Genomic DNA, 24,676 nt, shown 5'->3' on the forward strand with positions numbered 1-24,676 from the left:
TTAGCCACAGAGTCCGCCATGGCCGTTTCTGGATTGCCCTTCGACGACATCCGCGAGCTGATCGCGGCGATGCCCGGCCCCGACATGGCGGCCGCCAACCTGGTGCGCGCCCGCGACAAAGAGCTGACCAAGCCCGCCGGCAGCCTCGGCCGCATGGAGGAGATCGCCGAATGGCTCGCCGCCTGGCAGGGCAAAGGCAAGCCCTCGGTCGACCGTCCCCTGGTCTGCGTCTTCGCGGGCAATCACGGCGTCGTGGCGCAGGGTGTCTCGGCCTTTCCGCAGGCCGTGACCCGCCAGATGCTGGAGAATTTCGCGGCCGGCGGCGCGGCGATCAACCAGATTTGCGCCGCCTTCGATCTCGGCTTCAAGGTCTTCGACCTCGCCCTCGATTTGTCGACGGGGGATTTCACGCAAACCGACGCGCTCGACGAGCGCGCCTGCGTCGCCACCATGGCCTTCGGCATGGAGGCGCTGGTCGGCGGCACGGATCTGCTCTGCCTCGGCGAGATGGGCATCGGCAACACCACCTCGGCCGCCGCGATCTATGCCGCGCTCTATGGCGGCGATGCCGCCTTCTGGTGCGGCCGCGGCACCGGGCTCGACGATGACGGGCTGAAGCGGAAGATCGCCGCCGTCGAGGCCGGCATCGCGCTCCACCGTCCCCATCTCAAGGACCCGCTCGAGGTCTTGCGCCGTCTGGGCGGGCGCGAGGTCGCGGCGATCTGCGGCGCCATCATCGCCGCCCGCTCGCAGCGCATTCCCGTGATCCTCGACGGTTATGTGGTGACGGCCGCCGCCGCCATCCTACACGCGATCGAGCCCTCCGCGATCGACCACTGCATCGCCGGCCATCTCTCGGCCGAGGGCGCCCATGCGCAGGTGCTGGCGACGCTCGGCAAGGCGCCGCTGCTGGCGCTCGACATGCGCCTCGGCGAAGGCTCGGGCGCCGCTCTCGCCGCCAGCCTCGTCAAGGCGGCGGCCGCGATCCACAACGGCATGGCGACCTTCGCGCAGGCTGGCGTGGCGGGGAAGGATCAGGCCTCGTAGCTCGTCCTCAGCCCCGCCCGCTCGGCATGGCGCTCCTGCGCCAGTTCGACCAGCCGCGTCAGAAGGGCGGGGTAGGGCATGCCCGAGGCTTCCATCATCTTCGGATACATGCTGATCGCGGTGAAGCCCGGCAGCGTGTTGATCTCGTTGAAGTAGAAGGCCCCGCTCTGGCGGTCGAGGAAGAAGTCGACGCGCGCCAGCCCGCTGCAGTCGAGCGCCACGAAGGCGTCGATGGCGAGCTGCCGCACGCGCGCCATCTGCGCCGCGTCGAGCCGGGCGGGCAGGTCGACGCTGGCGCCGTCCTGATCGATGTATTTCGCCTCGTAGGAGTAGAACTCGTGCTGCGGGCCGGCATTGAGCTCGCTGGCGACGCTCGCCACCGGCGGTTCGCCGTCGAGGACGGCCACCTCGATCTCGCGGGCGTCGATGCCCTGCTCGATGAGGACCTTGAGGTCGTATTCGAAGGCGTCCGCCAGCGCGGCGTCGAGATCCTCCCAGCGCTTCACTTTGTGAACGCCGACGCTCGAGCCCATGTTGCAGGGCTTGACGAAGACCGGCAGCGTCAGCCCGGCGCGGGCGGCTTCGGTCGCGGCGACGGGGGCCCGGCGATAGTCGCGGCGCGCGACCGCAAAATAGGGCGCGACGGGCAGGCCCGCCAGCGCCGCGAGCCGCTTGGCGATGTCCTTGTGCATCGAGACCGCCGAGCCGAGCACGCCCGAGCCGACATAAGCGGCGCCCGCGAGTTCGAGCAGCCCCTGCAGCGAGCCGTCCTCGCAGAGCGGGCCATGGATCACCGGGAACACGACGTCCACGGGCGCGATCGCAGCGGCATCGGCGTCGCTGGGCAGGATCGCGGTTCGTCCATCCGCCTGGGGCTCGAAGCGAACCGACGGTGACTCGGCCGGGATCGGCAGGCTCTCCGTGTTGGCGGCCTCGATCCGGCGCAGATCATGACACTGCCAGCGGCCATTCTTGTCGATGCTCACAGGCACCGGCTCGAAGCGCTCACGGTCGAGATAGCGCAGCACGGACGCCGCCGACTTCAGCGAGACCTCGTGCTCGCCCGATTTCCCGCCATAGAGCACGGCGACACGCGTTTTCCGGGTCATGATCGAACAGTCCGAGGGCAGGGGGAGGCTGGGAGGGCAGGTCGGCGGTAGAAAGATGGCGGCGGAAGCTGTGGCACGATTCGGGCAGGAATCACGCGGCGCGCGTTTCGGGTTCGGGCAGGGCGGCCAACGTGTCCATGACGCGCACCGGCGGCAGCGTGACCGTCACCTCCGTTCCGGCGCGCGGCTTGGACTTCAGGCTGAAGCCGCCGCCATGAAGATCGATGAGGCCCTTGACGATCGGGAGGCCGAGGCCCGAGCCCTGTTCGGCCGTCTTGATCGCCAGCGAACCGCGCCCGAAGGTCTGCAGGACGACCGGGATCTCGTCCTCGGGAATGCCGGGGCCGGTATCGGCGATCGAGACATACTGCCCGCCATTCGCCGTCCAGCCGACCTTGATGGTGATCTCGCCGCCCGGCGGCGTGAACTTGATCGCATTCGAGAGGATGTTGAGGACGACCTGTCGGATTGCCCGCTCATCGGCCCAGACCTTGGGCAGGTCGGGCTCGACCGCCTCCCTGATCGTCTGGCTCTTCGCCTTGGCGCGCAGGTTGAGCATGTGCCGGCAGTCCTCCGTGATGTCGGCGAGCGACAGCGCCTCCTCATGCAGCTCGTATTTGCCGGCCTCGATGCGCGACAGGTCGAGGATCTCGTTGATCAGCTCGAGCAGGTGCTGCCCCGAGCCATGGATGTCGCCGGAATATTCCTTGTAGGCGGCGTTGGCGTGCTCGCCGAACACCTCGTTCTTCATCACCTCGGAGAAGCCGAGGATGGCGTTGAGCGGCGTGCGCAGTTCGTGGCTCATCGTCGCCAGGAAGCGCGACTTGGCGAGATTGGCCTCTTCCGCCTTGCGCCGAGCCTCGTCGGAATTGGCGTTCGCGGTCTCGAGTTCCGCGATCAGCGCGTCCTTCTCGGCCCGGAAGGCGATGGTCGAGACCGAGCTGGCATAGAGGCGATTGGCGAGGAAGACGAAGAACAGCTGCGCGGCGGCGGCCATGACCGCGGTCGTCAGGCTGTCCATGTCGGTGCGCCCCCAGAAGAAGGCGGCGATGCCGATCATGATCGGGACGATGCCCGCATAAACCGCCATGGGGATCGAGGCCGCCAGCATCACGGTGAGCGCGCTCACGATCAGCAGCGTCGTCGTCACGAAGACCTTGGCGCCGGGCGCATCCACCTGCGCGAAGATCACCACCATCAGCGCCCAGGTGATGCCCTGCAGCCCTTCGGCAACGGCGAAGGCCCGCCGCCAGCGCCGGATGGCGACCCCGCTGGCCGGTTCCGCCAGGAAGCGCCGGCTCATCACGACGACGAGCATGGTCGACAGCAGCACCGCACCGACCCAGGGCGTGACCTTGTAGACCGGAACCCACAGGCAGGCGGCGGCGGCGATCGCGAGAGCCAGGACCAGCGTGCCGACCGAGCCGTTCATCCGATACTCGGCGAAGACACGCAGCAATTCGTTGTCGAAAGCCCGCTCCAGCCCTGTGGACGAGGTCAGCCGCTCGCGCACGGACTTGACCTCGCGGGTGACGAGCTTGCGGCGTGCGACGGCCGTCGGGTCCGGCCCGCGCCCGCGCTGCACCTGTTCAGCCGTCACTTCCGCCATGGTCGAGAAACGCGACATCCTCTGCCGGGGCACGGGGTGCGCGCCGGGTCTGCCATCATGGTCGGCAAATCGTTAAGCTCGACTTGATGGCGCGCTTCGGATTCCCCCGCTGGAAGGATGGCCCCCTCGGCTGGCGGCGGGTCGGCCGTCCGGTCGACCTCGTCGTGGCGCTGGGCCTGCTCGGCCTGCTCGCCATCGCGGGTGCCGTGCTGCAGTACCGTCTCGGCCCGGCGCGCTCGCTGGTCGGGATCGCCCGCGCGATCGACGGCGATTCCCTGCGCCTGGCCGGCGAGGAGTTGCGGCTGCAGGGCCTGGATGCCCCCGAATTCCGCCAGACCTGCACCGATCCCGGCGGGCGCACGGTGGAGTGCGGTCGCGCGTCGCGCCGCGCGCTCGAGGCCCTTCTGGCGCGCGGTCTCGTCACCTGCGAGATCGGCAAGATCGATCGCTACGGCCGGGGGCTGGCGCAATGCCGGCAGGGCGAGACCGACATCAACGCCACCCTGGTGCGCGAGGGTCATGCCGTCGCCTATGGCGGCTATCGCAGCGAGGAGGCGCAGGCCCAGGCGGCGGGGCGCGGCCTCTGGGCGTTGCGGTTCGAGCGGCCGGAGACCTGGCGGCGGATGCACCCGCACTGAAGGCCGCCACAGAACCATCACGAAACGGCTGGAAAGGAATTGACCGCTCCGCCCCCGTCATGGTCGGGTCGCGCGGCGACGGGGAGAGGATCTCGATGAAGCTTTACGATGGCGGGCGGGCTCCCAATCCGCGCAGGGTGCGGATTTTCTTCGCCGAGAAGGGCGTGCCGCTGCCCGAACTCGTGCCGGTCGACATCGGCAAGCGCGAGCACAAGAGCGAGGCCTTCACGAAGCTCAACCCCGCGCAGCGCCTGCCGGTGCTGGTGCTGGACGACGGGACGGCCCTGGCCGAGACCATCGCGATCTGCCGCTATGTCGAGAGCCTGCACCCGCTGCCGCCGCTCTTCGGCCGCGATGCGCGCGAGCAGGCCCTGGTCGAGATGTGGAACCGGCGCATCGAGCTCGGTCTCTTCGCCGCCGTCGCGGCGGTGTTTCGCCACTCCCACCCCTCGATGGCGGAGCTCGAGACGCAGGTGCCCGAATGGGCCGAGGCCAATCGCGAGCAGATCGACGATCACCTCTGGCTGCTCGAACTTCAGCTCGCCGGCAGCCGCTTGGTCTGCGGCGAGGAGCTCACGGTCGCCGACATCACGGCCGGCATCGCGATTGACTTCATGAAGCCCTCGCGCATTCCGCTGCCGGAGGATTTCGTCCAGATCCGGCGCTGGCATGCCGAGTTGACCGCGCGACCGAGCTGGAAGGCCTGATGCGGACCGGCCTCCTCCTGCTGGCGGCGCTGGCCGCGCTGATCGGGCCGGCGCGGGCGGCCGAGCGTCTCGACGGCGGTGCGATCCGGCGCGCCTTCGAGGGCAACACCGTCAGCGGCCGCTACACCAATGGCGGCTTCTTCACCGAGTATCACGACCCGGACGGCCGCGCGCTCGGGCACAATGGCTGGCAGCCGAACCGCGACGCTTGCTGGACCACACGCGCCGACCAGGTCTGCTATTACTATGGCCCGCAGAGCGAGCGCACGGTGCATTGCTTCACCGTGGAGCTGAACCGCGACCTCTACATCCTGCGCAATGCCGGCAATCGCCAGATCAATGCGCTGGCCTCGGTCGAGCCGGGCAATCCGCGCAAGCACAGTGACCATGGCGAGGCCTGGTATTGCGACGGGCTGATCTCGAAGGCGCCGGAGATCCCGATGACGCGACGGCGCGTCGCTTCGCGGTGATGCAGGCTCGGATCGCCCTGTCGGTCCTCATCGTGCTCATGGGGGCGGGCGGCGCCGCGCGCGCCGCGGAGCGCCTCGACGGCGAGGCGATCCGCAAGGCCTTCGAAGGCAACACCGTCGCCGGCCGCTATGCCGGCACCAACCGCCCCTTCAGCGAACATCACCATCCCGACGGCCGCGCCACGGGCCATAACCGCGGCGTGCCCAACACCGACGCCTGCTGGACCACCACCGCCGATTCCGTCTGCTACTATTATGGCCCGCGCGAGACGCGGCGGACCTATTGCTTCACGGTCGAGCGCAGCGAGCGGCTCTACATCCTGCGCCGGCAGCCGGGTGGCGAGATCAATGCCATGGGAACCGTCGCGGCGGGCGATACCGAAGGAGCCAGCGCCGGCGCGCCCGCCTGGAGCTGCGACGGGTTGATCTCCGCGGCGCCGCCTTCCGCACGCCTCGCCCGCCGATGACGACGCAGGACGGGCTGAACACCCTTCTGCGCGAGCTGCGGGCCTGCCGGGTTTGCCGGGATGCACCGTTGCGCGGTCCGCCGCTTCCCCATGAGCCACGTCCGGTCGTCCAGGCCTCGGCCACGGCCCGGCTCTGCGTCGCTGGGCAGGCGCCGGGGACACGGGTCCATGCCAGCGGACGGCCCTTCACCGATCCGTCCGGCGTGCGGCTTCGGCAATGGCTCGGCCTCGACGAGGCTCGCTTCTACGACGCGTCGCGGGTGGCGATCGTGCCGATGGGCCATTGTTTCCCTGGGCTTGACGCGAAGGGCAGCGACCTGCCGCCGCGAGCCGAATGCGCGCCGCTCTGGCGAGACCGCGTCTTCGCTGCGCTGCCTGCGGTCGAACTCGTGCTGGCCATCGGGCAGTACGCCCAGGCCTGGCATCTCGGCCCCGCGCGCGGCGGGACCCTCTCGCAGACGGTGGCGCAATGGCGGACGATCCTCGATCGGCCGCTGACGCCTCGCATCATCCCGCTGCCGCATCCCTCTTGGCGCAACAATGGCTGGCTGCGGAAGCATCCTTGGTTCGAGCAGGAGCTTTTGCCCGTGCTCCGCCGCGAAGTCGCTCGGCTGGTGGCATGAGCGCAGGCGCGTCACGCCGAACCGGTCAGCGGTAATTGTAGCTGCCCGAGTCGAGCCCGCGATCGAGCTGCCCGCGCATCCGCAGCACGCCGCGCACCGGCCCGAGCGTCGACTCGCCACGTCCTTCGAGCTGGACCAGCGCGCCGGTCGAGGTGCCGAAGCCGCTGCGCGAACTCTTGCCCATCTCGACCCGCACCGACCCGCCGACGCGGACGCAGGAGGTCGACCCCTCGACGCGCACGAAGCCGGGCCCGTATTCGGGGCAGGAGCGCGTGCCGCCGACATCGGCCGGGACCGGCTTCACGCGCTGCTTCGCAGGGCCGCGGCCGGGCAGGGGCTCGCCGATCGACTGGGCCGGAGCCGCCGCCGCGGTCAGCAGAAGGGCGAGGGCCGTGGCGGTTACGCGGATCATGAGCTCGGTCCGAGAAGGGAATCTTCCGTAGGCTCGCCGCACAAGAAGGCGGCGCTGTGGCGCCAGCATAGGGCGGGCCCCCGAATCGGAAAACCCCGGCCTCGCGACCGGGGTGTGGGGTCAGTTGGGCCGCGGAGCGGCCGGTCGCTCCTTGTCAGAGCTGATTGGCCGCGCGCGCGCGGATCAGGAAGTTGTCGTAGGTATATTCGGCGATCTGGAACCAGAGATACTCATCGTTCCGGAAGGCCGACATGGCGTCGTAGACCTTCTTGAAGTCCGGGTTCTTCGCCGAGGTCTCGGCATAGACTTCCTTCGACGCCTTCAGGCAGGCCTCGAGGATCTCCTGCGAGAACGGCCGCAGCTGGGCTCCGGCGCCGACGAGACGCTTGAGCGCGCCAGGATTGCGGGCGTCGTACTTGGCCTGCATATCGACATTCGCCAGCGCCGCTGCGGTGGTGAGCACGGATTTGTAGAGCTTCGGCAGCGCGTCCCATTTGGCCGTATTCAGGAAGAAGTGCAGCGAAGCGCCGCCCTCCCACCAGCCGGGGTAATAGTAGAACGGCGCGACCTTGTTGAAGCCGAGCTTCTCGTCATCCGCGGGGCCCACCCATTCAGCCGCGTCGATGGTGCCCTTTTCGAGCGCCGGATAGATGTCCCCGCCGGCGATCTGCTGCGGCACGACGCCGAGCTTGGACAAGACCTGCCCGGCGAAGCCGCCAATGCGCATCTTCACGCCCTGCAGGTCGGCGACCGTCTTGATCTCCTTGCGGAACCAGCCACCCATCTGGCAGCCGGTATTGCCGCCGGGAAGGGCATAGATGTTGTATTTCTTGTAGAATTCGTTCAGCAGCTCGTTGCCGCCGCCATGGTAGAACCAGGCGTTCTGCTGGCGCGCATTCAGCCCGAAGGGCACGGCCGTGCCGAAGGCGAAGGTCGGATCCTTGCCGACATAGTAGTACGATGCGGTGTGGCACATCTCGACGGTGCCGTTGGTCACCGCGTCGGCCGCCTGAAGGCCGGGCACGATCTCGCCGGCGGCGAAGACCTGGATCTGGAACTTTCCGTCCGTCGCTTCCGACACCGCCTTGGCCAGCACTTCGGACGCGCCGTAAATCGTATCGAGCGATTTGGGGAAGGAGGAGGTGACGCGCCAGCGGACCTCCGGCGTCGCCTGCGCGATGGCCGGGCTGGCGATCACACCCGCGGCAGCCCCTGTGCCCGCTACCTTCAGAAATTGACGACGCTTCATTCCTGTCTCCTCCCCTGGAGCCTTGTGTGCCCGTTGGCCGAGCATCACGATTTCGCCAGCAAAGCAGGTCTGAGCGTGAGCGCAAGCAAAAAATGCATGCAAAGCATGCGTTCTTCGCATGAATTCCGTTAGGGAAGGCCGGAGCCCTGCGCGAGGCGCGGCTGTGCCGTTCCCTAAACGCAGAAAGCCCGGCCGAAGCCGGGCTTTCCCGTGGATGAGGGCGCTGCCCTCCGCAGCGCGAGATCAGCGAGCGCGCGAGCGGACCTGGAAGACGTCGAAGCTGAGCTCCGCCACCTGCCACCAGAGGTACTGGTCGCCACGGAAGGCAGCCATGGCGTCGATCGCCTTCTTGAACTCGGGGTTCTTGGCCGAGATCTCGCTGTAAAGCTCGTTCGAGGCCTTGAGGCAGGCCTCCAGGATTTCCTGCGAGAAGGGGCGCAGCTGCGTGCCGGCGCCGACGAGGCGCTTCAGCGCGGCCGGGTTCTGCATGTCGTAGCGGGCCGCCATCTGGGTGTTGGCATAGGTGCAGGCGGCGGTGAGCGCGGCCTGATAGGCCTTCGGCAGCGCGTTCCACTTTTCCAGGTTGACGAAGGCGTGGACGGTCGGGCCACCCTCCCAGAAGCCGGGATAGTAGTAGAACGGCGCGACCTTGGAGAAGCCGAGCTTCTCGTCGTCATAGGGGCCGACCCACTCGGCGCCGTCGATGGTGCCTTTTTCCAGCGCCGGATAGATGTCGCCGCCGCCGATCTGCTGCGGCACGACGCCGAGCTTGGCGAGCACCTGGCCGGCGATGCCGCCGATGCGCATCTTCAGGCCCTGCAGGTCCGCCGGCGTCTTGATTTCCTTGCGGAACCAGCCGCCCATCTGGGCGCCGGTGTTGCCGCAGGGCAGGCCGTAGATGTTGAACTTCTTGTAGAACTCGTTGAACAGGTCGTTGCCGCCGCCCTGGAAGAGCCAGGCGTTCTGGCCGCGCGCATTCAGGCCGAACGGCACCGAGGCCGCCACTGCGAAGGTCGGGTCCTTGCCGACATAGTAGTAGGAGACGGTGTGGCACATCTCGACCGTGCCGTTGGTAACGGCGTCGGCAGCCTGCAGCGCCGGAACGATTTCGCCGGCCGCGAAGACCTGGATCTGGAACTTCCCGTCGGTCAGCTCGGAGACCATCTTCGCCATGACCTCGGCGCCGCCATAGATCGTGTCCAGCGACTTCGGGAAGGAGGATGCCAGACGCCACTTCACCTCGGGATTCGCCTGCGCGACGGCGGGGGAGGCGATCGCCGCGGCGGCGGCGCCTGCGGTGGCGGTCTGGATGAACTGACGGCGCTTCATGTGGGGACATCTCCTCGGAGTGTTGTGGCGGTGGGAGGCGGTTCGGCCGCGCTCGCCAAGCATTGAGACTTGCTCAGCTTTCTAGAGGAAGCCTCTGCCCTTCGCGAGCGTTTTCGGGCAAGTCGCATTCAACTTTCGACTAGGTTGAGCGCCCTCTTGGCCAGGCGTTGCCGTAGGTGGTTAATGCAGCCGATGCTGGACACCGAACGCCTGCGCCTGCGCCCACCCCAGGCCGATGATCTCGACGCGCTTCACGCGTGGCGCAGCGATCCTGCTGTGGTGCGCTTCGTCGGAGGGCGCACGCTCGATCGCGAGGAAGCGTGGCAGCGTCTCCTGCGCATCGCCGGACACTGGTCGCTGTTCGGGCACGGCCTGTTCATGGTCGAGGAGAAGGCGAGCGGTGCCGTCATCGGAGAGGTCGGCTTGTTCTACGGCCGCCGGGACCTTGGGCCGGATTTCGACGCGGCGCCCGAGATCGGCTGGATTCTCGCCGCCGCGGCCCATGGCAGGGGCTATGCGAGCGAGGCGGCGCGGGCAGCGCAAGGCTGGTTCGCCGCGACGCAGGGCGACCGGCGTTGCGTCTGCATGATCGATCCTGCGCATGAAGCCTCCTTCCGGGTCGCCTCCAAGCTCGGATACAAGAGCTATCGATCGACGGATTATCACGGCAGTTCCGTGACGCTGCTCGAACGTCTGCCGGCCTGAGAGGCCGCAAGGAGTGAGAATGGACCAAGAGAAGCTCGCGCGGCTGCGGCAGCGCTATGCGGACGCCAGCGGCGCCGAAATCCACGATCCCCACTTCGCCAGGGTCGCCGCCGGCCAGTTCCAGGGTGACAAGCGGAAATGGCCGTTCTCGGACGTCGCGACCTTTCTCGGCGCGCCCTATCGCCCCGATGCGCTGTCCGCTCCGGCCCTTGGAGGGCTCGATGTCGCGATCATCGGTCTGCCGATGGATCTCGGCGTCACCAACCGCGCCGGTACGCGGCTCGGGCCCCGTGCCGTGCGGGCCATCGAGCGCATCGGCCCGATGGACCATGTCATGGGCACCGCGCCGCTGACCATGCTCAAGGCGGCCGATATCGGCGATGTGCCCTTCCGCTCGCGCTATTCGCTGGAGAGCTGCCACGAGGACATCGAGGCGACGTTCCGCACCATCGTCGAGGCCGGCGTCTCGCCGCTCGCCGTCGGCGGCGACCACTCGATCACCTATTCGATCCTGAAGGCGGTCGGCGCGAAGCGGCCGGTCGGCATGGTCCATATCGACGCCCATTGCGATACGTCCGGCCCCTATGAAGGCTCGAAGTTCCACCATGGCGGCCCGTTCCGTCAGGCGGTGCTCGATGGCGTGCTGGATCCGGAGCGCGTCATCCAGATCGGCATCCGCGGCGGCGCCGAATATCTCTGGGAGTTCTCCTATGAGAGCGGCATGACCGTGATCCATGCCGACGAGATGGACGGGCTCGGCCTCGACGCCGTGATCGCCAAGGCGCTTGCCGTCATCGGTGACGGGCCGACCTATGTCTCCTTCGACGTCGATTCCCTCGATCCCGCCTTCGCGCCGGGCACCGGCACGCCCGAGGTCGGCGGACTGACCCCGCGCGAGGCGCTCGCCATCCTGCGCGGGCTGAAGGGCGCCGACATCGTCGCCGCCGACGTGGTCGAGATCGCCCCGCAATATGACGCGACCTCGAACACCGCCCATTGCGCGGCGCAGGTGCTCTTCACCGAACTCTGCCTGATCGCCGAGGCGCGGGCGCTGGGGAAGGGGCGGCCTTAAGGGGCGTGATCACCCCTTCCGCGCCAGCCAGATGATGTGCCGCGCGCCGGACTTGCCGCGATGGGCCCGCACCATCACCTCCTCGACCGCGAAGCCGGCATGGCGCAGCCTTCCGGTGAAACGCCGGTCGGGGCCCTGCGACCAGACGGCGAGGATGCCGCCCGGGCGCAGCGCCGCCTTGGCGAGGCCGAGCCCGCCATCCTCGTAGAGCCGATCGTTGGCGGCGACCGTCAGCGCCTCCGGCCCATTGTCGACATCGAGCAGGATCGCGTCGTAACGCCCGGCGCCATCGGCGATGACGCGGCCGACATCCTGAACGGCAATGCTGACGCGGGGATCGTCGAGGCAGCCGGCGAAGAGCTCCGCCATCGGCCCTCTTGCCCAGTCGACCACGGCGGGGATCAGCTCCGACACGGTGATCTCGGCCGCCTCCGGGAAACTCGCCAGCGCGGCGCGCAGCGTGAAGCCCAGGCCGAGTCCGCCGATCAAGATGCGGGGCTTGGTGTGTCCCGCCAGCCTTGCCGCGACCAGCGTGGCGAGTGCCTCCTCCGAGCCGCTGAGACGGCTGTTCATGAGTTCGATCGTGCCGAGCATGATCGAGAACTCGGCGCCGCGGCGCTTCAGCCGCAATTCTCGCCCCTTGGCGCCGGGCAGGGTGGCCGTGTCCAGCTGGGTCCAGGGGATCAAGGGCGCGTCTCACAGTCTCAGGGCTCCCGAAGGGGAGGGCGAGGCGGTGGTAGGCAACCCCGGCATCGCCGTCCAGAGCGGACTTCTCCGGGAGGGTGACGATCCGCATGCCGCATAATTCGGCGCGCGGGCTCACAAAAGCCGCTCGCGCCCCCTTGCGGGCCGGCGGCGCCATCGCCCAATCTGTGGGCAGAGCCGGCAACGGGTCCGGGAACGCCCGGCCGGCCGAACCCACTGGGAGGTACCATGAAAGGTTTCGCACGAGTCATCGCCGCCGCCCTGCTGACGGCCGTCGGGGCCAGCGGCGCCCTGGCGCAGGCCAAGGAGTGGAAGGAGGTTCGGATCGGCACCGAGGGCGCCTATCCGCCATTCAACAATCTCAACGCCAAGAAGGAGCTCGAGGGCTTTGAGATCGACTACGGCAACCTGCTCTGCGAGCGGATGAAGGTGAAGTGCACCTGGGTCGTGCAGGACTGGGACGGCATCATCCCGGCGCTGCTCTCGAACAAATACGACATCATCATCGCCGGCATGAACGCCACCGACGAGCGCAAGAAGCGCGTCGATTTCACCGCCGTCTACACCAAGACGCCGATCTGGATCATCGGTCCGAAGACCACGACCTCGACCGATGTCTCGCCCGCCGCCCTGAAGGGCAAGGCGATCGGCGTCCAGGGCTCGACCGTCCATTCGAACTATGTCGAGAAGGTCTACAAGGATTCGACCGCGCGGCCCTATCCGACTCAGGAGGAGGCGAACCTCGACCTGCTCAGCGGCCGCCTCGACTACATCATCGCCGATTCGCTCTCGCTCGAGGATTTCCTCAACGGCAAGGGCAAGGACTGCTGCAAGAAGATCGGCGAGATCACCCGCGATCCCACCATCCACGGCCCCGGCGTCGGCGGCGCCGTCCGCAAGGAGGACACCGCACTCAAGGCGATGTTCGACAAGGCCATCGCCGAGACCATAGCCGACGGCTCGCACAAGAAGATCGCCGACAAGTACTTCAAGATTCCGATCCTCTGATCGGCTCGCCCTTCGCGGCCGGCGCGGCTTCCCGCGCCGGCTTGAGCCTCCCCGGCCCGGCACCCCTCATCGATGTTCGACAAGTTCGCGCTCCTCGGTTTCGGCGAAGGCGGCTGGGGGCTCGCTCTGCTCCAGGGCGCCGGCATCACCATCTCGATCGCGCTGGCGACGCTGCCCTTCGGGCTGGCCCTCGGCCTAATCGTCGCGCTCGGCGCCCGCTCGCAGCGCACGCTGCCGCGCATGCTGGCAACGGCCTACACCACCGTCTTCCGCGGCGTGCCGGAGCTGCTGACGCTCTACATCATCTATTTCGGCATCCAGGTGCTCCTCCAGGAGGCCTGGCGGCGCCTCGGTCTGCCGGGCTCCTTCTCGATGCCGCCCTTCGTCGCCGGCATGGTCGCGCTCGGCGTGGTGCTCTCGGCCTTCTCCAGCGAGGTCTGGGTCGGCGCGCTCAATTCGATTCCGAAGGGCCAGCGTGAGGCCGCCGCAGCGCTCGGCCTGACAAAGGGCCAGGCCTTCCGCCTCGTCGTGTTCCCGCAGCTGATCCGCGTCGCGCTGCCGGGGCTGGGCAACAACTGGATGGTACTGCTGAAGGAGACCTCTCTGGTCTCGGTCATCACCCTGCCGGACATCATGTTCATCACCACCCGCGCCAATGTCGCGACCAAGGAGCCCTTCCTCTTCTTCGGCGCGGCGATGGCGATCTACCTGTTCTTCTCGATGATTTCGGCCTGGGGCATCGGCCGCATGGAAGCGCGCGCCAACCGCGGCATCGCCGCCTTCGGAGGCGCGACGCGATGACCTGGTGCGAGTATCCGGGCTTTCTCGTCGGCAGCGAGGTCCTGCAGAACTATGGCTGCCGGATGGCGACCGGCCTTGGATTGACGCTCCAGCTCGTCGCGATCTCGGTGTCGCTCGGCTTCCTGCTCGCGATTGGGCTCGCGGTCGCGCGGCTCTACGGGCCGCGCTGGGCGCAGGCCCTGATCAACGGCTACACCACCTTCTTCCGTGGCACGCCGCTGCTCTGCCAGCTCTTCCTGGTCTATTACGGCCTTGGCCAGTTCCGACTGTTCTGGACCGATCTCGGCCTGTGGTGGTTCTTCCGCGAGCCCTTCTACTGCGCGCTCCTGACCTTCGTGATCAACACCGCGGCCTATCAGGCGGAGATCCTGCGCGGCGCCATCCAGTCGATCCCGCGCGGCCAGTTCGAGGGGGCGCTGGCGCTGGGCCTTCACCGCTGGTCGAGCCTGCGCCACGTCATCCTGCCGCAGGCGATGATCCTGGCCCTGCGCCCGCTTGGCAACGAGCTGATCGTGATGATCAAGTCGAGCGCGCTCGCCTCGCTGGTGACGCTCTACGACCTGATGGGCGCGACGCGGCTCGCCTTCTCGCGCTCCTTCGATCTCTCGATCTATCTCTACGCCGCGCTGCTCTATCTGCTGCTGGTCGAGATCGTCCGGCGTGTCTGGGACCGGCTGGAGATGCGCCTGACGCGACATATGGCGCTGCGCTGAGGCAACCGCGCCTCATGATCAGGCCGGCAGCGTCAGCACCATCGCCCCCTGGGCGGTCGCCACCAGCGTGTGCTCGTATTGCACGGTCGGTGCGCGCGGCTCGCCATAGAGCGTCCAGGGATCCTCGCCGTTCTCGGCCCAGTTCGCGCCCAGCGAGAGGAAGGGCTCGATGGTGAAGACCTGGCCCTTCTGCATCAAGCGACGCTCGGACCGGTCTGGCCAGGTCGCGACCTCTTTGGGCTCCTCATGCAGCGAGCGCCCGACGCCATGGCTCGCGAGATTGCGCACCAGCGTATAGCCGTTCTTTTCCGCGAAGCGGCCGATCGCGTTCCCGATGCCGGAGAGCGGCTTGCCGGCGCCGACCTGCCCGATCCCGACCCAGAGCGCGCGCCGCCCGTCCCGGCAGAGCCGTTCGGTCTTGCGGGCGACCGGCGGGACGGCGAAGGAGGCGCCGGTATCCGAGTAAAAGCCGGCCTTCTCGGCCGAGACGTCGATGTTGACGAGGTCGCCGGCCTCGATCCGCCGCGCGCCCGGAATGCCATGCGCAATCTCGTCATTGACGCTGATGCAGGTGGCGCCCGGAAAATCGTAGTCCAGCTCCGGCGCCGAGCGCGCGCCCTCCCGCTCCAGCAGGCTGCGTCCGATGAGGTCCAGCTCGGCGGTCGTCATGCCGGGTTCGATCGCCTTGCCCATGGCCGCGAGCGTCTGCGCGACGATGCGGCCGATGTCCTGCAGGCTCTTGAGGTCGTCGTCGTTCGAGATCGTCATCGCCGCTGCTGCCTAGCCCCATCCGGAGTCTGCCACAACCGGCCCGGCGTCATCGCCCATATGCGCCGCACGGTCCCGCGCCTTTCCAGAGCGGCGGCCACAGGCTAAAGCGCTGTGGCGAAAATCAGAACAGTCAGGCGGAGCGAAACATGGCCAAAGTCGCGTTCATCGGTCTCGGCGTCATGGGCTTTCCCATGGCGGGTCACCTCAAGGCCAAGGGCCATGAGGTCACCGTCTACAACCGCAACCCGACGAAGGCGCAAGGCTGGGTGTCGCAGCATGCCGGCATTTCGGCGCCGACGCCCGCCGATGCGGCGAGGGGCCAGGAGATCGTCTTCGCCTGCGTCGGCAACGATGACGATCTGCGCTCGGTGACACTGGGCGAGCAGGGCGCCTTCGCCGGCATGGAAAAGGGCGCGATCTTCGTCGACCACACCACGGCCTCGGCCAATGTCGCGCGCGAACTCGCCGAAGCGGCGAAGGCGGGCGGCTTCGGCTTCGTCGACGCGCCGGTCTCGGGCGGCCAAGCGGGTGCCGAGAACGGCGTGCTGACCGTGATGTGCGGCGGCGAGCCCGAAGCTTATGCCCGCGCCGAGCCGGTGATCGGGTCTTACGCCCGGATGTGCAAGCTGATGGGCCCGGCCGGCTCCGGCCAACTCACCAAGATGGTCAACCAGATCTGCATCGCCGGTCTCGTTCAGGCTCTCTCGGAAGGCGTCCATTTCGCCAAGCGCGCCGGTCTCGACGTCGAGGCCATGCTGGAGGTGATTTCGAAGGGCGCCGCCGGCTCCTGGCAGATGGAGAACCGCGGCAAGACCATGAATGCCGGCAAGTTCGATTTCGGCTTCGCCGTCGACTGGATGCGCAAGGATCTCGGCATCGTGCTCGAGGAAGCGCGCCGCAACGGGGCGCAGCTCCCCGTCACCGCCCTGGTCGACCAGTTCTACGCCGAGGTCCAGAAGCTAGGCGGCCGCCGCTGGGACACCTCGAGCCTGATCGCCCGCCTCGAGGAGTGAGCGTCGGACGGTCGCGGCGCGGCGTCAGCCGCGCGCCGCGCGCCGGCCGAGATGGATCGCGATCATGCCGATGATGGTCAAGAGCCACATCAGCACGACGAGCGAAGGCGGCCAGATCGTCACCACGAGGCTGATCGCCACCGTCATCAGCGCGCTGAAGCCGAGTTGCAGCGCGCCCATCAGACCCGCCGCCGAGCCGGCGTGGTCGGGCCGTGCGGAGAGCGCCTCGGCCGTCGAGCCGGGGATCGTCATGCCGTTGCCGATCGCGTTCACGGCTAGCGGCAGGAACAGCATGATCGGCGACCAGTCGGCCCGTAGCGACAGCGGAACCGCCACCGTCATCGCGACGGAGGAGATGACCAGCCCGAGATGGACCATGCGCGGCGCGCCGATCCGCACGACGAGCCGTGCCATCATGAAGTTGCCGACCATGTAGCCCGCGGCGTTGAGGATGAAGTAGGCGCCATAGGTGTCGCTGCCGCGCCCCATCGTCTCGACGACGATATAGGGTGCCGCCGCGATGAAGGCGAAGAAGGCCGCCGAGCTGGTCGAGACAGCGATCACGTTGAGCACGAAGACCCGGTTGGCAATCAGCGTCGGGAAGGCCCGGAAGACGCCGAGCAGCGGCGTGCGGAGCCCCAGATTGGGCGCGGTTTCGGGCAGTTTGAACAGGGTGAGAAGCAGCACGATCACGCCGCTGACGGTCATGAACCACAGGATCATCCGCCAGCCGAAGGCAGTCTCGATCTGCCCTCCGAGCCAGGGGGCGATCATCGGCGCGACGACCATGACCATCGTCACGGTGGCGATCTGGCTGGCGGCCTCGTCCCGGTTGGCCGTGTCGCGGATGATCGCGCGCGAGAGCGCGAAGACGGATCCGGAGCCGGCTCCTTCCAGGATGCGCGCCAGCAGCAGCATCTCGATCGACGGTGCGAGCGCCCCCAACACCGAGCCGGCGATGAAGAGCGCAATGCCGGCATTGACGCAGGGCCGCCGGCCGAAGCGGTCGGAGAGAGGGCCGCTGACGAGCTGGGTCAGCGCGACGGCGACCAGAAAGAAGGTCAGCGCGAGCTGGATCGTCGCGTAGCTCGAGCCGAAATGCCGCGACAGCGCCGGAGCCGCCGGAGCGAGCAAGTTGAGCGCGATCGGTTGCAGCGCCGACATCGCGACCAGCACGGTGAGCGTGGGCTTCAGGGCTGTGGCGCTCATGTCGGCGGCGTGCTCGGCAGCTTGAGCTGCGACTGCGGCACCACGCGCTGCCGGTGCATGGTGTAGAGCCCGCTCGCCACGATCATCGCGATGCCAAGCCCCGCCAGCGCATCGGGCACATGGCCCCAGACGACATAGCCCATGATCACGGCGAGGATCACGACCGAGTAGCGGTAGCCGGAGACCACGCCGACATCGGTGTTGCGATAGGCGCTGATGATGCAGATGCTGCCCGCCGCCATCAGCGCCGCCGCGGCGGCGACATAGCCGGTCTCGCGTCGCCAGACCGGCTGCCAGACCTCGAACAGCCCATAGCCGCAGGCCACGAGCCCGACGATCGCCGTCGTCATCAGCGCGATCACGGTGGAGGGAATTTCGTTGCCGATCCGGCGTGTCAGCAGGTCCCGTGCGGCGGCGAGGCTGGCGCTGATCAGCGCGACCAGCGCGGCGGCGTTGAAGGAATCCGTCGCCGGCCGCAGCACGACCAGCACACCGCAGAACCCGAGAAAGACGGCCAAAGTCCGGCGCCAGCCCACCCGCTCGATCCGCAGCACCACCGCCAGCACGACGATGATGATCGGCGACGCGAGCAGGATCGCGGTCACGTCCGCCAGCGGCATCTCGGCCAGCGCCCAGATGAAGGTCAATGTCACCCCGGCGTCGATCAGCCCGCGCAGCAGCACGATCGGCCGGAAGGCCAGACGCAGCTTCGCCCCCTCCTTGAACAGGATGACGAGGGCGAGCGCGCTCAGCAGCGCAAAGCCGGTGCGTAGCGTGATCGCCTGGCCGGCCGGATAGACCTCGCGCGCGAGCTTCATCAGCGCGTCGTTGCAGACGAACAGCGCCATGGCGGCCAGCATGGCGATGATGCCGCGTCGGTTCTGCTCGGGGCTGGCCACGCGGCTCGCTTCTTTCGTCAGGCCGCGAAGCGCGCCAGCGAGAAGGGCGCGAGGTCGAAGCGCGACCGGCCGCTGTCGGAGAGATCGGCGAGGATCTCGCCGATCGCGCTGGCGAATTTGAAGCCATGGCCGGAGCAGCAGGAGGCGAAGACCGCCTGCGGCACGCCCGGCACGCTGTCGATGATGAAATCCTCGTCCGGCGTCACGCTGTAGAGGCAGCCCTTCAGCGTCAGCGGCTCGCCCGCCGCATCCGGCAGGTAGCGGGCGAGGCAGGCGCGGATCAGCTCGACCTGCCGCGGACTCGGGGTGCGGTCGTCCTCGCGCGGATCCATCGGCTCGCGCCCGAAATGCGGCCCGCCCAGCTTGAAGCCGGGATGTTCGTAGAGCGGGAACCCGTAGAAATTGCCTTCCTCGACGGTCAGGATGAAGACCGGGAAGACGCCCTCGCGATAAAGCTCCGGCTTGCGCGTGGTGAACCAGCCGATCGCCTGGCGCACCGTCGTCACCGTCCGGGCCAGCGCCGGCACCGCATCGGTGATCCAGCCGCCCGAGGTGATGACGAGCCTGCCGGCGCTGTAGGTGCCGCGCGCCGTCCGCACCGTCACGCCGCCATCGGCGGTGGGCGACCAGTCGAGCATCGGCTCGTTGGTGCGGATCTCGGCACCGCGCGACTGGGCGAGGCCGACATGGGCGAAGATCGCCTTCTCGGAGGCGACGAAGCCGCCACCGGGCTGCCACAGCCCGATATGGCCGGAGGGGAGCGAAAAGCCGGGGAAGCGCCGCGCGATCTCCTGGCCGTCGAGCTGCTCGTGCTCGAGCCCATGGTCGAGGCAGGATTGCAGCGAGGATTCGACCTGGCCGGAGCCGGCCGGCGCGAGATCGAGCGAACCGGTGACGTGAAGAAGCTTCAGCCCTGCCTGTTCGCCCGTCTTCTGCCAGAGCTCATGCGCGCGCTGGACGATCGGCACATATTTCGAGCCCTCGAAATAGGCGAGCCGGATGATCCGCGTCAGCCCATGCGAGGAGCCCATGCCGTGGCCGAGATCGAAGCGCTCCAGCCCCAGCACGCGCAGGCCCCGCTGCGCCAGATGCCAGCAGGCGGCCGAGCCCATCGCCCCGACGCCTGCGACGATCACGTCATAGCTGTTGCTGGTCATCGTAAGGTCTCGGCAGGTCTTGCGGGGCGGGAAAGAGGCAGCGGGTCAGCAGTGGGAACCGTGCTGCGACGCTTAACCCGCCCGGCCGCAACGGTCCATGCTCACCCGCGCAGGGCGGCCCCTCGCGCATCATGGTGAGCCTTTCTTAACGATGTCGGACCATAAAGACGCATGGCTTGAAGGGACTGGGTGAGGTGATGCACCGAGCGGTTCGACGCTGGCTGAGCGGTCGAAGCCGGACGGACGCCGACGACCCTGCTCCGGCCGGGGCGGCGCCGTCTGCGGCCGGCCCCGCACCCGCCGCTGCGGCCACCGACACCATCGATCGCGAAGCCGTGGCCGTCCTCGAACAGGATGTCGTCGCGGCGATGCGCCGCCTCGCCGACGATCTCGGCGAGGCCGAACATTACTCCGCCGAATCCGAGACGCGCTCCAGCATCATCCACGAACGCGTGCTCGGCATGCGCGAGGCCACGGCGACGGCGAGCGCGAATTCGGCTGCGCTGGTGACGGCGTCGCGCCAGGTCTCGGATGCCGCCGGACAAATCGGCACCTCGATGAACCGTGCCCGCGACCGGCTCGACGCCGCCGCCACCCGGGCGGGCGAGGCGACGGAGATGATGACCGGCCTCGCCAGCGCGACGGCCGAGATCCGCGGCATCGTCGATTCCATCGCCGAGATCGCCCGGCAGACCAATCTGCTCGCGCTCAACGCCTCGATCGAGGCGGCGCGGGCGGGCGAGGCCGGCCGTGGCTTCGGCGTCGTCGCGCAGGAGGTCAAGGTCCTCTCGGTCGAGGTACGGGAGGCCGTCGAGACCATCCGCAACCGCGTCGACCGCCTCACCCAGGCGGCGCATGGATCGGCGGCCATCGTCACCGATGCGCTGCAGATGGTCAGGGACGTCAACCCGGTCATCGCGGCCATCGGCAACGCGTCGCAGGAGCAGGCGTCCGCGACCGCCGAACTCTCGCGCAATGCCGACGAGACCGCCCGCTTCATCGAGACGGTGGTGCAGCGCGTCGAGGAGATCGACCGCGTCGCGCTCGCGGCCGCGACCGAAAGCGCCAATGCCCGCCGGGCCACCGCCAAGGGCGCGAGCCAGGCCGGCGGGATGCTGCGGCGTTTCATTCCGACGCTTCGGCATTCCTCCTTCGCGGACCGGCGCGTCCATGATCGCTTCCCGGTCGAGCATACCGTCAAGGCGCGGCTGGGGCCCGACGACTTCACCAGCCGCACCATCGATCTCGGCCGCGGCGGCGTCCTGATCGCGCGGCCGGATGGGCGCAACCTCGTCCCGGGGCTGCGCGGCACCATCGAGATCGCCGACCTGCCGCCGATGTCCTGCCGCATGGCCGCCGCCAGCGATCTCGGCCTCCACATGGCCTTCGACCGCCAGCTCAGCGAACAGACGGAGCTCGAGGACCTGATCGGGTCGATCGAGAGCGGGTACCGCCCGCTCATCGACCGCGCCCAGAGCTTTGCCGCCGAGGTCGTGGCCTGTTTCGCCGAGGCACTCGCCAGCAAGCAGCTCACCGAGGCCGACCTGTTCGACGTCGATTATGTCGCGCTGCCCGACACGGACCCGCAGCAACATCGCAACCGGGCGCTGTCGGTGCTCGAAGCGATCCTGCCTCCGCTGCTGGCGCGCACGGTGGCGCGCGACCCGCGGCTGCTGTTTACGGTGGCGATCGACCGCAACGGTTACATTCCGGTGCATAATGCCGCCTATGCGCTGCCGCAGCGGCCGGGCGACCCGGTCTGGAACGCCGCTCACTCCCGCAACCGGCGCATCTTCGACGACCGCGCCGGCATCGCCGCGGCGCGCTCGGTGCGCCCCTTCCTCGTCCAGTCCTATCTGCGCGACATGGGCGGCGGGGTGACGGAGATGGTGCGCGAGGTCGATGCGCCCGTGCGCATCAACGGCCGCCACTGGGGGGGCGTGCGCATGGCCTATCGCATGGAGGCCGCCGGGCTCTAGAGGCGTTCCCACACGAAGGGGATGCCGGAGCCGCGCAGCGCCTGCTGCCACAGGGAGCTGGCTTGTTCCAGCCGCTGAGGCTCGTAGACGCCCTGGACCTGATGGACCTGCAACTGCCAGCTGCGGGCATCGGAATCCTGCCAGACCTTGCCGACGAGGCGCTTCAGCCGCTCGGGATCGCGTGCGCCCGGCGCGGAGCCGAAGAATGTGAACTGGCTCGAGTTCTGCAGCATGTCCGAGACCAGCACGAGCGACTTGTCACCCTCGCGGACGCGTGTCTCCGGTCGCGAGGCCACGTCGCCCACCGCCTCGACGATCGGCGAGAGATTGCCCTTGGCCGGCTGCGTCAGCACGGACAGCGCCTCGTCGAGCGGGCGGCCGAATTTCTCGACCCAGCGCAGATAGTCCCGTCGCGGATTGCCGATCAGCTCGCTCGCCGTCCGCCCGGGATTGCACAGGGACAGAAGCGGCGGGAAGCCGGGCTCGAAGACATCGTTGAAGACATAGATCGAGAGCATCCGGTCGGCCGGCAGCGTCTCGCCGATCTGTTTCACCAGCCGTTTCAGCCGTCCCGCCTGCACCTCGCTCCAGGGATCGCTCTTGTCGACCAGGACCAGCGTGTGCCCGACGGCGCCCGTCTTCAGGCACAGGCTGTCCGGGTCCCGCGGCGGGCCCTTCAGCAGCGAGGGCGCGGCGAAGAAGCCGACCAGCGCCACGCCGGCAAGGATGGAGGCGACGATCGCCCAGCTTTCGCTCTTCATCGGCCGTTCGTCTTCTTTCGTCTCTCGGGCCGCTTGCCCCGCCTGACGGGCTGTCTAGCCGGGCGGCGCGGCAGCGTCACCAGCTTGGGGATCATGGGACCTGTGGATCAGCGCGGGGCGGCGGCGAATTCGTCCCGGATCTGGCGGCGGGCCGCCTCGTCCTGTTCGAAGGCGTCACGCCCGGCCTCGGCGGCCCTTGCCTTCAGCCGCTCGATCTCGCCGGCCAGGTCGAGCCCCCGCACCAGAGCGAGCTGCTCGCGCAGCTTGGCTTCCACCAGCGCCGGCATCGAGGCGAGCTGGCGCTCGAAATCGTCGATCGCGGCCCGCAGCGCCGCATACTCGGCGAGCGCCACCGGCTGATCGATCTCGGCGACGTTCAGGTTCTGCGAGAAATAGGCCGGCGGCATGTCGGTCCGCACCCGCAGATTGGCCTCGCGATACTGCATCAGCGCCGCGTCCTTGGCCGAGCGGAGCTGGGCGAGCCGGGCACCATAGAGGTCGCGCGCTTCGTCGGCCGCGGCCTTCACCGATTGCAGCCGGGTGCTTTCGCGGGCGCAGTCCTCCTTGAAGCCGTCGATGCGTGAGCGCACCGTCTCCAGCTCGGGCAGGAGTTCGGCATCGAGCCGGCGCCGCTCCTCCTCCACGGCGCTCCAGCGCTGGCGCCAGCGCTGATAGGCGGCCCCATGGCCGGGATAGGTCCCGAAGGCGGAATAGCCCTTCACAGCGGCCGCGAAGGCGACCAGGCAGCCGATGATGACGAGAGCAGCCGATTTCAGCTCGGTAATGGCGAAGGGATTGGCCATCAGCCGCGGCAGGACCTGCAGGGATCGCACATCGGGCGTCGCGATCAGCATCTCGCGATAATGCCCCACCGCGAGGTTGAACATTACGATCAGGATGATGAGGGCGACATAGGCCGGCAGCGCCCAGAGCAGATGCGATGGGCGCACATGCTGGCAGTAGCGCGCCGGCCCGAGCCCGGTCAGGAAGCCCAGCGCGATGTTGAGCGCCGAAATGATGACGGCCGTCGCCGCCCCGCCGACGAGACCGAACTCGCTCGCTTCCGCGAAGAAATTGCCGTTGAGCAGGCTTTCCAGCGTCAGCGGCACGATCAGGAACAGCAGGATGAACTGCCATTTGTCGACCTTCGGATCGGCGGATCGCTTGTGCGTGTAGTTGAAAAACTCGTATTCGCGCTTCGCTTTCAGCGCGTCATAGACACGCTGCTCCAGCTCCCCGCCATGACGGTTGAGCAGCGCCCGCATCGCGGCCTCGATCGAGCGGATGCGACCCTCATAGCGCTCCTGCGTGAACTGCTCGCGCCGCGCGGCGATCTCGGCCTGCAGGCCGTTCAGCGTCGCCGCCGCCTCCTGCCGGATCGTGGTAAAGAGCTCGACGACGCGGGCCAGCAGCGTCAGCTCCGTCTGCGAGGGTGAGGCGGAGCTGGCCGGGGGCTGGTTGTCCAGCGCATCGCGGGCGCCGTGATGGCCGGCCTGCACCACCTCGGCGAGGTGATGGGCGGTGATCGGCGGAATCGCGCTCATCGCGCCACGATCAGACGCCATGGGCGGCTCGCATCAGGAAGCGCCGCGCCTCGACGACATCGACATGGAAGTCGCGGAAGCGCCGCCAACCGGGATTGCGGTAGCGCCGCTCGAACCAGACGGTGAGAGCGAGCAGCACGGCCGTGAAGCCGAAGGTCACTGCGGCGTCGCTCCCGAGCGCATCGCCGGCGTTCAGCCGCAGCAGCGTCGCGGCCACGGCCAGAAGCGTCGCCAGCGCGAGAAGGGCGGCGATCCGGTGGCGGCCGAGATCGCGCGCGAGCTGCAGGCTCAGGCCGAGACCGGCGGTCGCGGTCAAGGCCGCGAGTTCCAGAACGAGCAGGAAGGCGAGGGCAGCCGCGAGGCCGGCTCCGATTCCGGTGGGGGAGGCCGGCGCAAGCGTCAGATGGACGGTCCGGGCGGTCGCGACGGCGAGAAAGAGACAGCCGCAGACCAGCAGCGCGACCAGCGCCGACGGGAGCTTGAGGTCCGGCCAGAGGCGCCACGCGATGATGACGAGCCGCGCGATCTGCGTCTCGAGCACGAAATGCCAGACGGATCGCCCGGCGGAACGCAGCCGGGACCACAGGCTCCTGATCATCGAACGCTCGCAACCTCCGCCACCGCGCCAAGGTCGGGGCTTTGCCGCGACGCGTCAAGGCGCCGCAACGTCAGGCCAAAG

Annotated in this window: 26 protein-coding genes; 13 read left to right on the plus strand and 13 right to left on the minus strand. The window is 68.4% G+C overall.

Going from position 1 to position 24,676, the window contains the following annotated elements:
- Positions 1-18: 18 nt before the first annotated feature.
- Complete coding sequence (cobT, locus tag ACFPN9_RS18525; protein ID WP_066715955.1) at positions 19-1,047, plus strand: nicotinate-nucleotide--dimethylbenzimidazole phosphoribosyltransferase; 1,029 nt, start codon at positions 19-21, stop codon at positions 1,045-1,047.
- Here cobT and ACFPN9_RS18530 read toward each other — a convergent pair.
- The gene (locus ACFPN9_RS18530) at positions 1,035-2,156 is read right to left on the minus strand and encodes a D-alanine--D-alanine ligase family protein (RefSeq protein WP_066715959.1); all 1,122 of its coding nucleotides are present in this window, start codon (positions 2,154-2,156) and stop codon (positions 1,035-1,037) included. The two genes, cobT and ACFPN9_RS18530, sit on opposite strands and share 13 nt — an antisense overlap.
- A 91-nt stretch (positions 2,157-2,247) precedes the next feature.
- A complete protein-coding gene (locus tag ACFPN9_RS18535) occupies positions 2,248-3,765 on the minus strand; it encodes a sensor histidine kinase (protein WP_066715984.1) in 1,518 nt (505 codons plus the stop codon).
- 86 nt (positions 3,766-3,851) lie between these two features.
- Here ACFPN9_RS18535 and ACFPN9_RS18540 point away from each other — a divergent pair, with 86 nt between their 5' ends.
- The 5 genes from ACFPN9_RS18540 to ACFPN9_RS18560 all read left to right on the plus strand — a co-directional run bounded on the left by ACFPN9_RS18540 (position 3,852) and on the right by ACFPN9_RS18560 (position 6,670).
- Positions 3,852-4,403 carry a thermonuclease family protein gene (locus ACFPN9_RS18540; protein WP_082735309.1) on the plus strand — a complete coding sequence of 184 codons (552 nt, stop codon included), beginning with the start codon at positions 3,852-3,854 and terminating at the stop codon, positions 4,401-4,403.
- A gap of 95 nt (positions 4,404-4,498) precedes the next feature.
- Entirely contained in the window at positions 4,499-5,110 is a 612-nt protein-coding gene (locus tag ACFPN9_RS18545; protein WP_066715988.1) for a glutathione S-transferase family protein, read from the plus strand.
- Entirely contained in the window at positions 5,110-5,580 is a 471-nt protein-coding gene (locus ACFPN9_RS18550; protein WP_066715960.1) for a hypothetical protein, read from the plus strand. Before ACFPN9_RS18545 ends, ACFPN9_RS18550 begins: the two co-directional genes overlap by 1 nt.
- Positions 5,580-6,047: a hypothetical protein gene (locus ACFPN9_RS18555; RefSeq protein ID WP_066715961.1), complete on the plus strand. Its 468-nt coding sequence runs from the start codon at positions 5,580-5,582 to the stop codon at positions 6,045-6,047. The genes ACFPN9_RS18550 and ACFPN9_RS18555 overlap by 1 nt, the downstream gene beginning before the upstream one ends.
- Positions 6,044-6,670: a uracil-DNA glycosylase family protein gene (locus ACFPN9_RS18560; RefSeq protein ID WP_066715963.1), complete on the plus strand. Its 627-nt coding sequence runs from the start codon at positions 6,044-6,046 to the stop codon at positions 6,668-6,670. Before ACFPN9_RS18555 ends, ACFPN9_RS18560 begins: the two co-directional genes overlap by 4 nt.
- Positions 6,671-6,695: 25 nt before the next feature.
- Here the strand turns inward: ACFPN9_RS18560 and ACFPN9_RS18565 are convergent, their stop codons facing one another.
- The 3 genes from ACFPN9_RS18565 to ACFPN9_RS18575 form a co-directional block, all read right to left on the minus strand.
- A complete protein-coding gene (locus ACFPN9_RS18565) occupies positions 6,696-7,082 on the minus strand; it encodes a porin family protein (RefSeq protein ID WP_066715965.1) in 387 nt (128 codons plus the stop codon).
- 154 nt (positions 7,083-7,236) lie between these two features.
- Complete coding sequence (locus ACFPN9_RS18570; RefSeq protein ID WP_066715966.1) at positions 7,237-8,331, minus strand: TRAP transporter substrate-binding protein; 1,095 nt, start codon at positions 8,329-8,331, stop codon at positions 7,237-7,239.
- A gap of 243 nt (positions 8,332-8,574) precedes the next feature.
- Positions 8,575-9,660 (minus strand): TRAP transporter substrate-binding protein, encoded by a 1,086-nt coding sequence (locus ACFPN9_RS18575; protein WP_066715969.1) that lies wholly within the window; start codon positions 9,658-9,660, stop codon positions 8,575-8,577.
- Positions 9,661-9,852: 192 nt separating this feature from the next.
- Between ACFPN9_RS18575 and ACFPN9_RS18580 the strand changes: the two genes are divergently transcribed.
- Positions 9,853-10,365: a GNAT family N-acetyltransferase gene (locus ACFPN9_RS18580; protein ID WP_197426496.1), complete on the plus strand. Its 513-nt coding sequence runs from the start codon at positions 9,853-9,855 to the stop codon at positions 10,363-10,365.
- A gap of 19 nt (positions 10,366-10,384) precedes the next feature.
- Positions 10,385-11,437 (plus strand): agmatinase, encoded by a 1,053-nt coding sequence (gene speB, locus ACFPN9_RS18585; protein ID WP_066715972.1) that lies wholly within the window; start codon positions 10,385-10,387, stop codon positions 11,435-11,437.
- A gap of 9 nt (positions 11,438-11,446) precedes the next feature.
- Here the strand turns inward: speB and ACFPN9_RS18590 are convergent, their stop codons facing one another.
- On the minus strand, positions 11,447-12,124 hold the full coding sequence (locus ACFPN9_RS18590) for a spermidine synthase (protein WP_377817430.1): 678 nt from the start codon (positions 12,122-12,124) through the stop codon (positions 11,447-11,449).
- 246 nt (positions 12,125-12,370) lie between these two features.
- Between ACFPN9_RS18590 and ACFPN9_RS18595 the strand changes: the two genes are divergently transcribed.
- The 3 genes from ACFPN9_RS18595 to ACFPN9_RS18605 all read left to right on the plus strand — a co-directional run bounded on the left by ACFPN9_RS18595 (position 12,371) and on the right by ACFPN9_RS18605 (position 14,664).
- Positions 12,371-13,150, plus strand: coding sequence for a transporter substrate-binding domain-containing protein (locus ACFPN9_RS18595; RefSeq protein WP_066715976.1), 780 nt, complete (start codon positions 12,371-12,373; stop codon positions 13,148-13,150).
- Between the two features lie 72 nt (positions 13,151-13,222).
- Positions 13,223-13,951: an ABC transporter permease gene (locus ACFPN9_RS18600; protein WP_066715978.1), complete on the plus strand. Its 729-nt coding sequence runs from the start codon at positions 13,223-13,225 to the stop codon at positions 13,949-13,951.
- Positions 13,948-14,664 carry an ABC transporter permease gene (locus tag ACFPN9_RS18605; protein WP_067253923.1) on the plus strand — a complete coding sequence of 239 codons (717 nt, stop codon included), beginning with the start codon at positions 13,948-13,950 and terminating at the stop codon, positions 14,662-14,664. Before ACFPN9_RS18600 ends, ACFPN9_RS18605 begins: the two co-directional genes overlap by 4 nt.
- A gap of 18 nt (positions 14,665-14,682) precedes the next feature.
- Here ACFPN9_RS18605 and map read toward each other — a convergent pair whose 3' ends face one another.
- Positions 14,683-15,432 (minus strand): type I methionyl aminopeptidase, encoded by a 750-nt coding sequence (map, locus tag ACFPN9_RS18610; RefSeq protein ID WP_066735411.1) that lies wholly within the window; start codon positions 15,430-15,432, stop codon positions 14,683-14,685.
- 29 nt (positions 15,433-15,461) lie between these two features.
- On the opposite strand from map, the gene ACFPN9_RS18615 reads away from it, so the two are divergent.
- Positions 15,462-16,448, plus strand: coding sequence for an NAD(P)-dependent oxidoreductase (locus tag ACFPN9_RS18615; protein WP_377817522.1), 987 nt, complete (start codon positions 15,462-15,464; stop codon positions 16,446-16,448).
- Positions 16,449-16,472: 24 nt separating this feature from the next.
- Here ACFPN9_RS18615 and ACFPN9_RS18620 read toward each other — a convergent pair whose 3' ends face one another.
- Genes ACFPN9_RS18620 through solA form a run of 3 tightly spaced genes read right to left on the minus strand, consistent with a single transcriptional unit; the run spans position 16,473 to position 19,713 of the window.
- Entirely contained in the window at positions 16,473-17,657 is a 1,185-nt protein-coding gene (locus tag ACFPN9_RS18620; protein ID WP_066735408.1) for a multidrug effflux MFS transporter, read from the minus strand.
- Complete coding sequence (locus ACFPN9_RS18625; protein ID WP_066735399.1) at positions 17,654-18,556, minus strand: DMT family transporter; 903 nt, start codon at positions 18,554-18,556, stop codon at positions 17,654-17,656. The genes ACFPN9_RS18620 and ACFPN9_RS18625 overlap by 4 nt, the downstream gene beginning before the upstream one ends.
- A 17-nt stretch (positions 18,557-18,573) precedes the next feature.
- Positions 18,574-19,713, minus strand: coding sequence for an N-methyl-L-tryptophan oxidase (solA, locus tag ACFPN9_RS18630; RefSeq protein WP_066735397.1), 1,140 nt, complete (start codon positions 19,711-19,713; stop codon positions 18,574-18,576).
- A gap of 335 nt (positions 19,714-20,048) precedes the next feature.
- On the opposite strand from solA, the gene ACFPN9_RS18635 reads away from it, so the two are divergent.
- Positions 20,049-21,692 (plus strand): methyl-accepting chemotaxis protein, encoded by a 1,644-nt coding sequence (locus ACFPN9_RS18635; RefSeq protein WP_066735395.1) that lies wholly within the window; start codon positions 20,049-20,051, stop codon positions 21,690-21,692.
- On the opposite strand, the gene ACFPN9_RS18640 is transcribed toward ACFPN9_RS18635, so the two are convergent.
- The 3 genes from ACFPN9_RS18640 to ACFPN9_RS18650 form a co-directional block, all read right to left on the minus strand.
- Positions 21,689-22,453, minus strand: coding sequence for a hypothetical protein (locus ACFPN9_RS18640; RefSeq protein WP_066735392.1), 765 nt, complete (start codon positions 22,451-22,453; stop codon positions 21,689-21,691). The two genes, ACFPN9_RS18635 and ACFPN9_RS18640, sit on opposite strands and share 4 nt — an antisense overlap.
- Before the next feature lie 107 nt (positions 22,454-22,560).
- Positions 22,561-24,018, minus strand: a complete 1,458-nt coding sequence (locus tag ACFPN9_RS18645) for a hypothetical protein (protein ID WP_156449967.1) — start codon at positions 24,016-24,018, stop codon at positions 22,561-22,563.
- Positions 24,008-24,595 (minus strand): hypothetical protein, encoded by a 588-nt coding sequence (locus ACFPN9_RS18650; RefSeq protein ID WP_066735389.1) that lies wholly within the window; start codon positions 24,593-24,595, stop codon positions 24,008-24,010. The genes ACFPN9_RS18645 and ACFPN9_RS18650 overlap by 11 nt, the downstream gene beginning before the upstream one ends.
- Positions 24,596-24,676: the final 81 nt, after the last annotated feature.

It is taken from the genome of Allobosea massiliensis (assembly GCF_042655245.1).
GTDB classification, from domain to species: Bacteria; Pseudomonadota; Alphaproteobacteria; order Rhizobiales; family Beijerinckiaceae; genus Allobosea; species Allobosea massiliensis.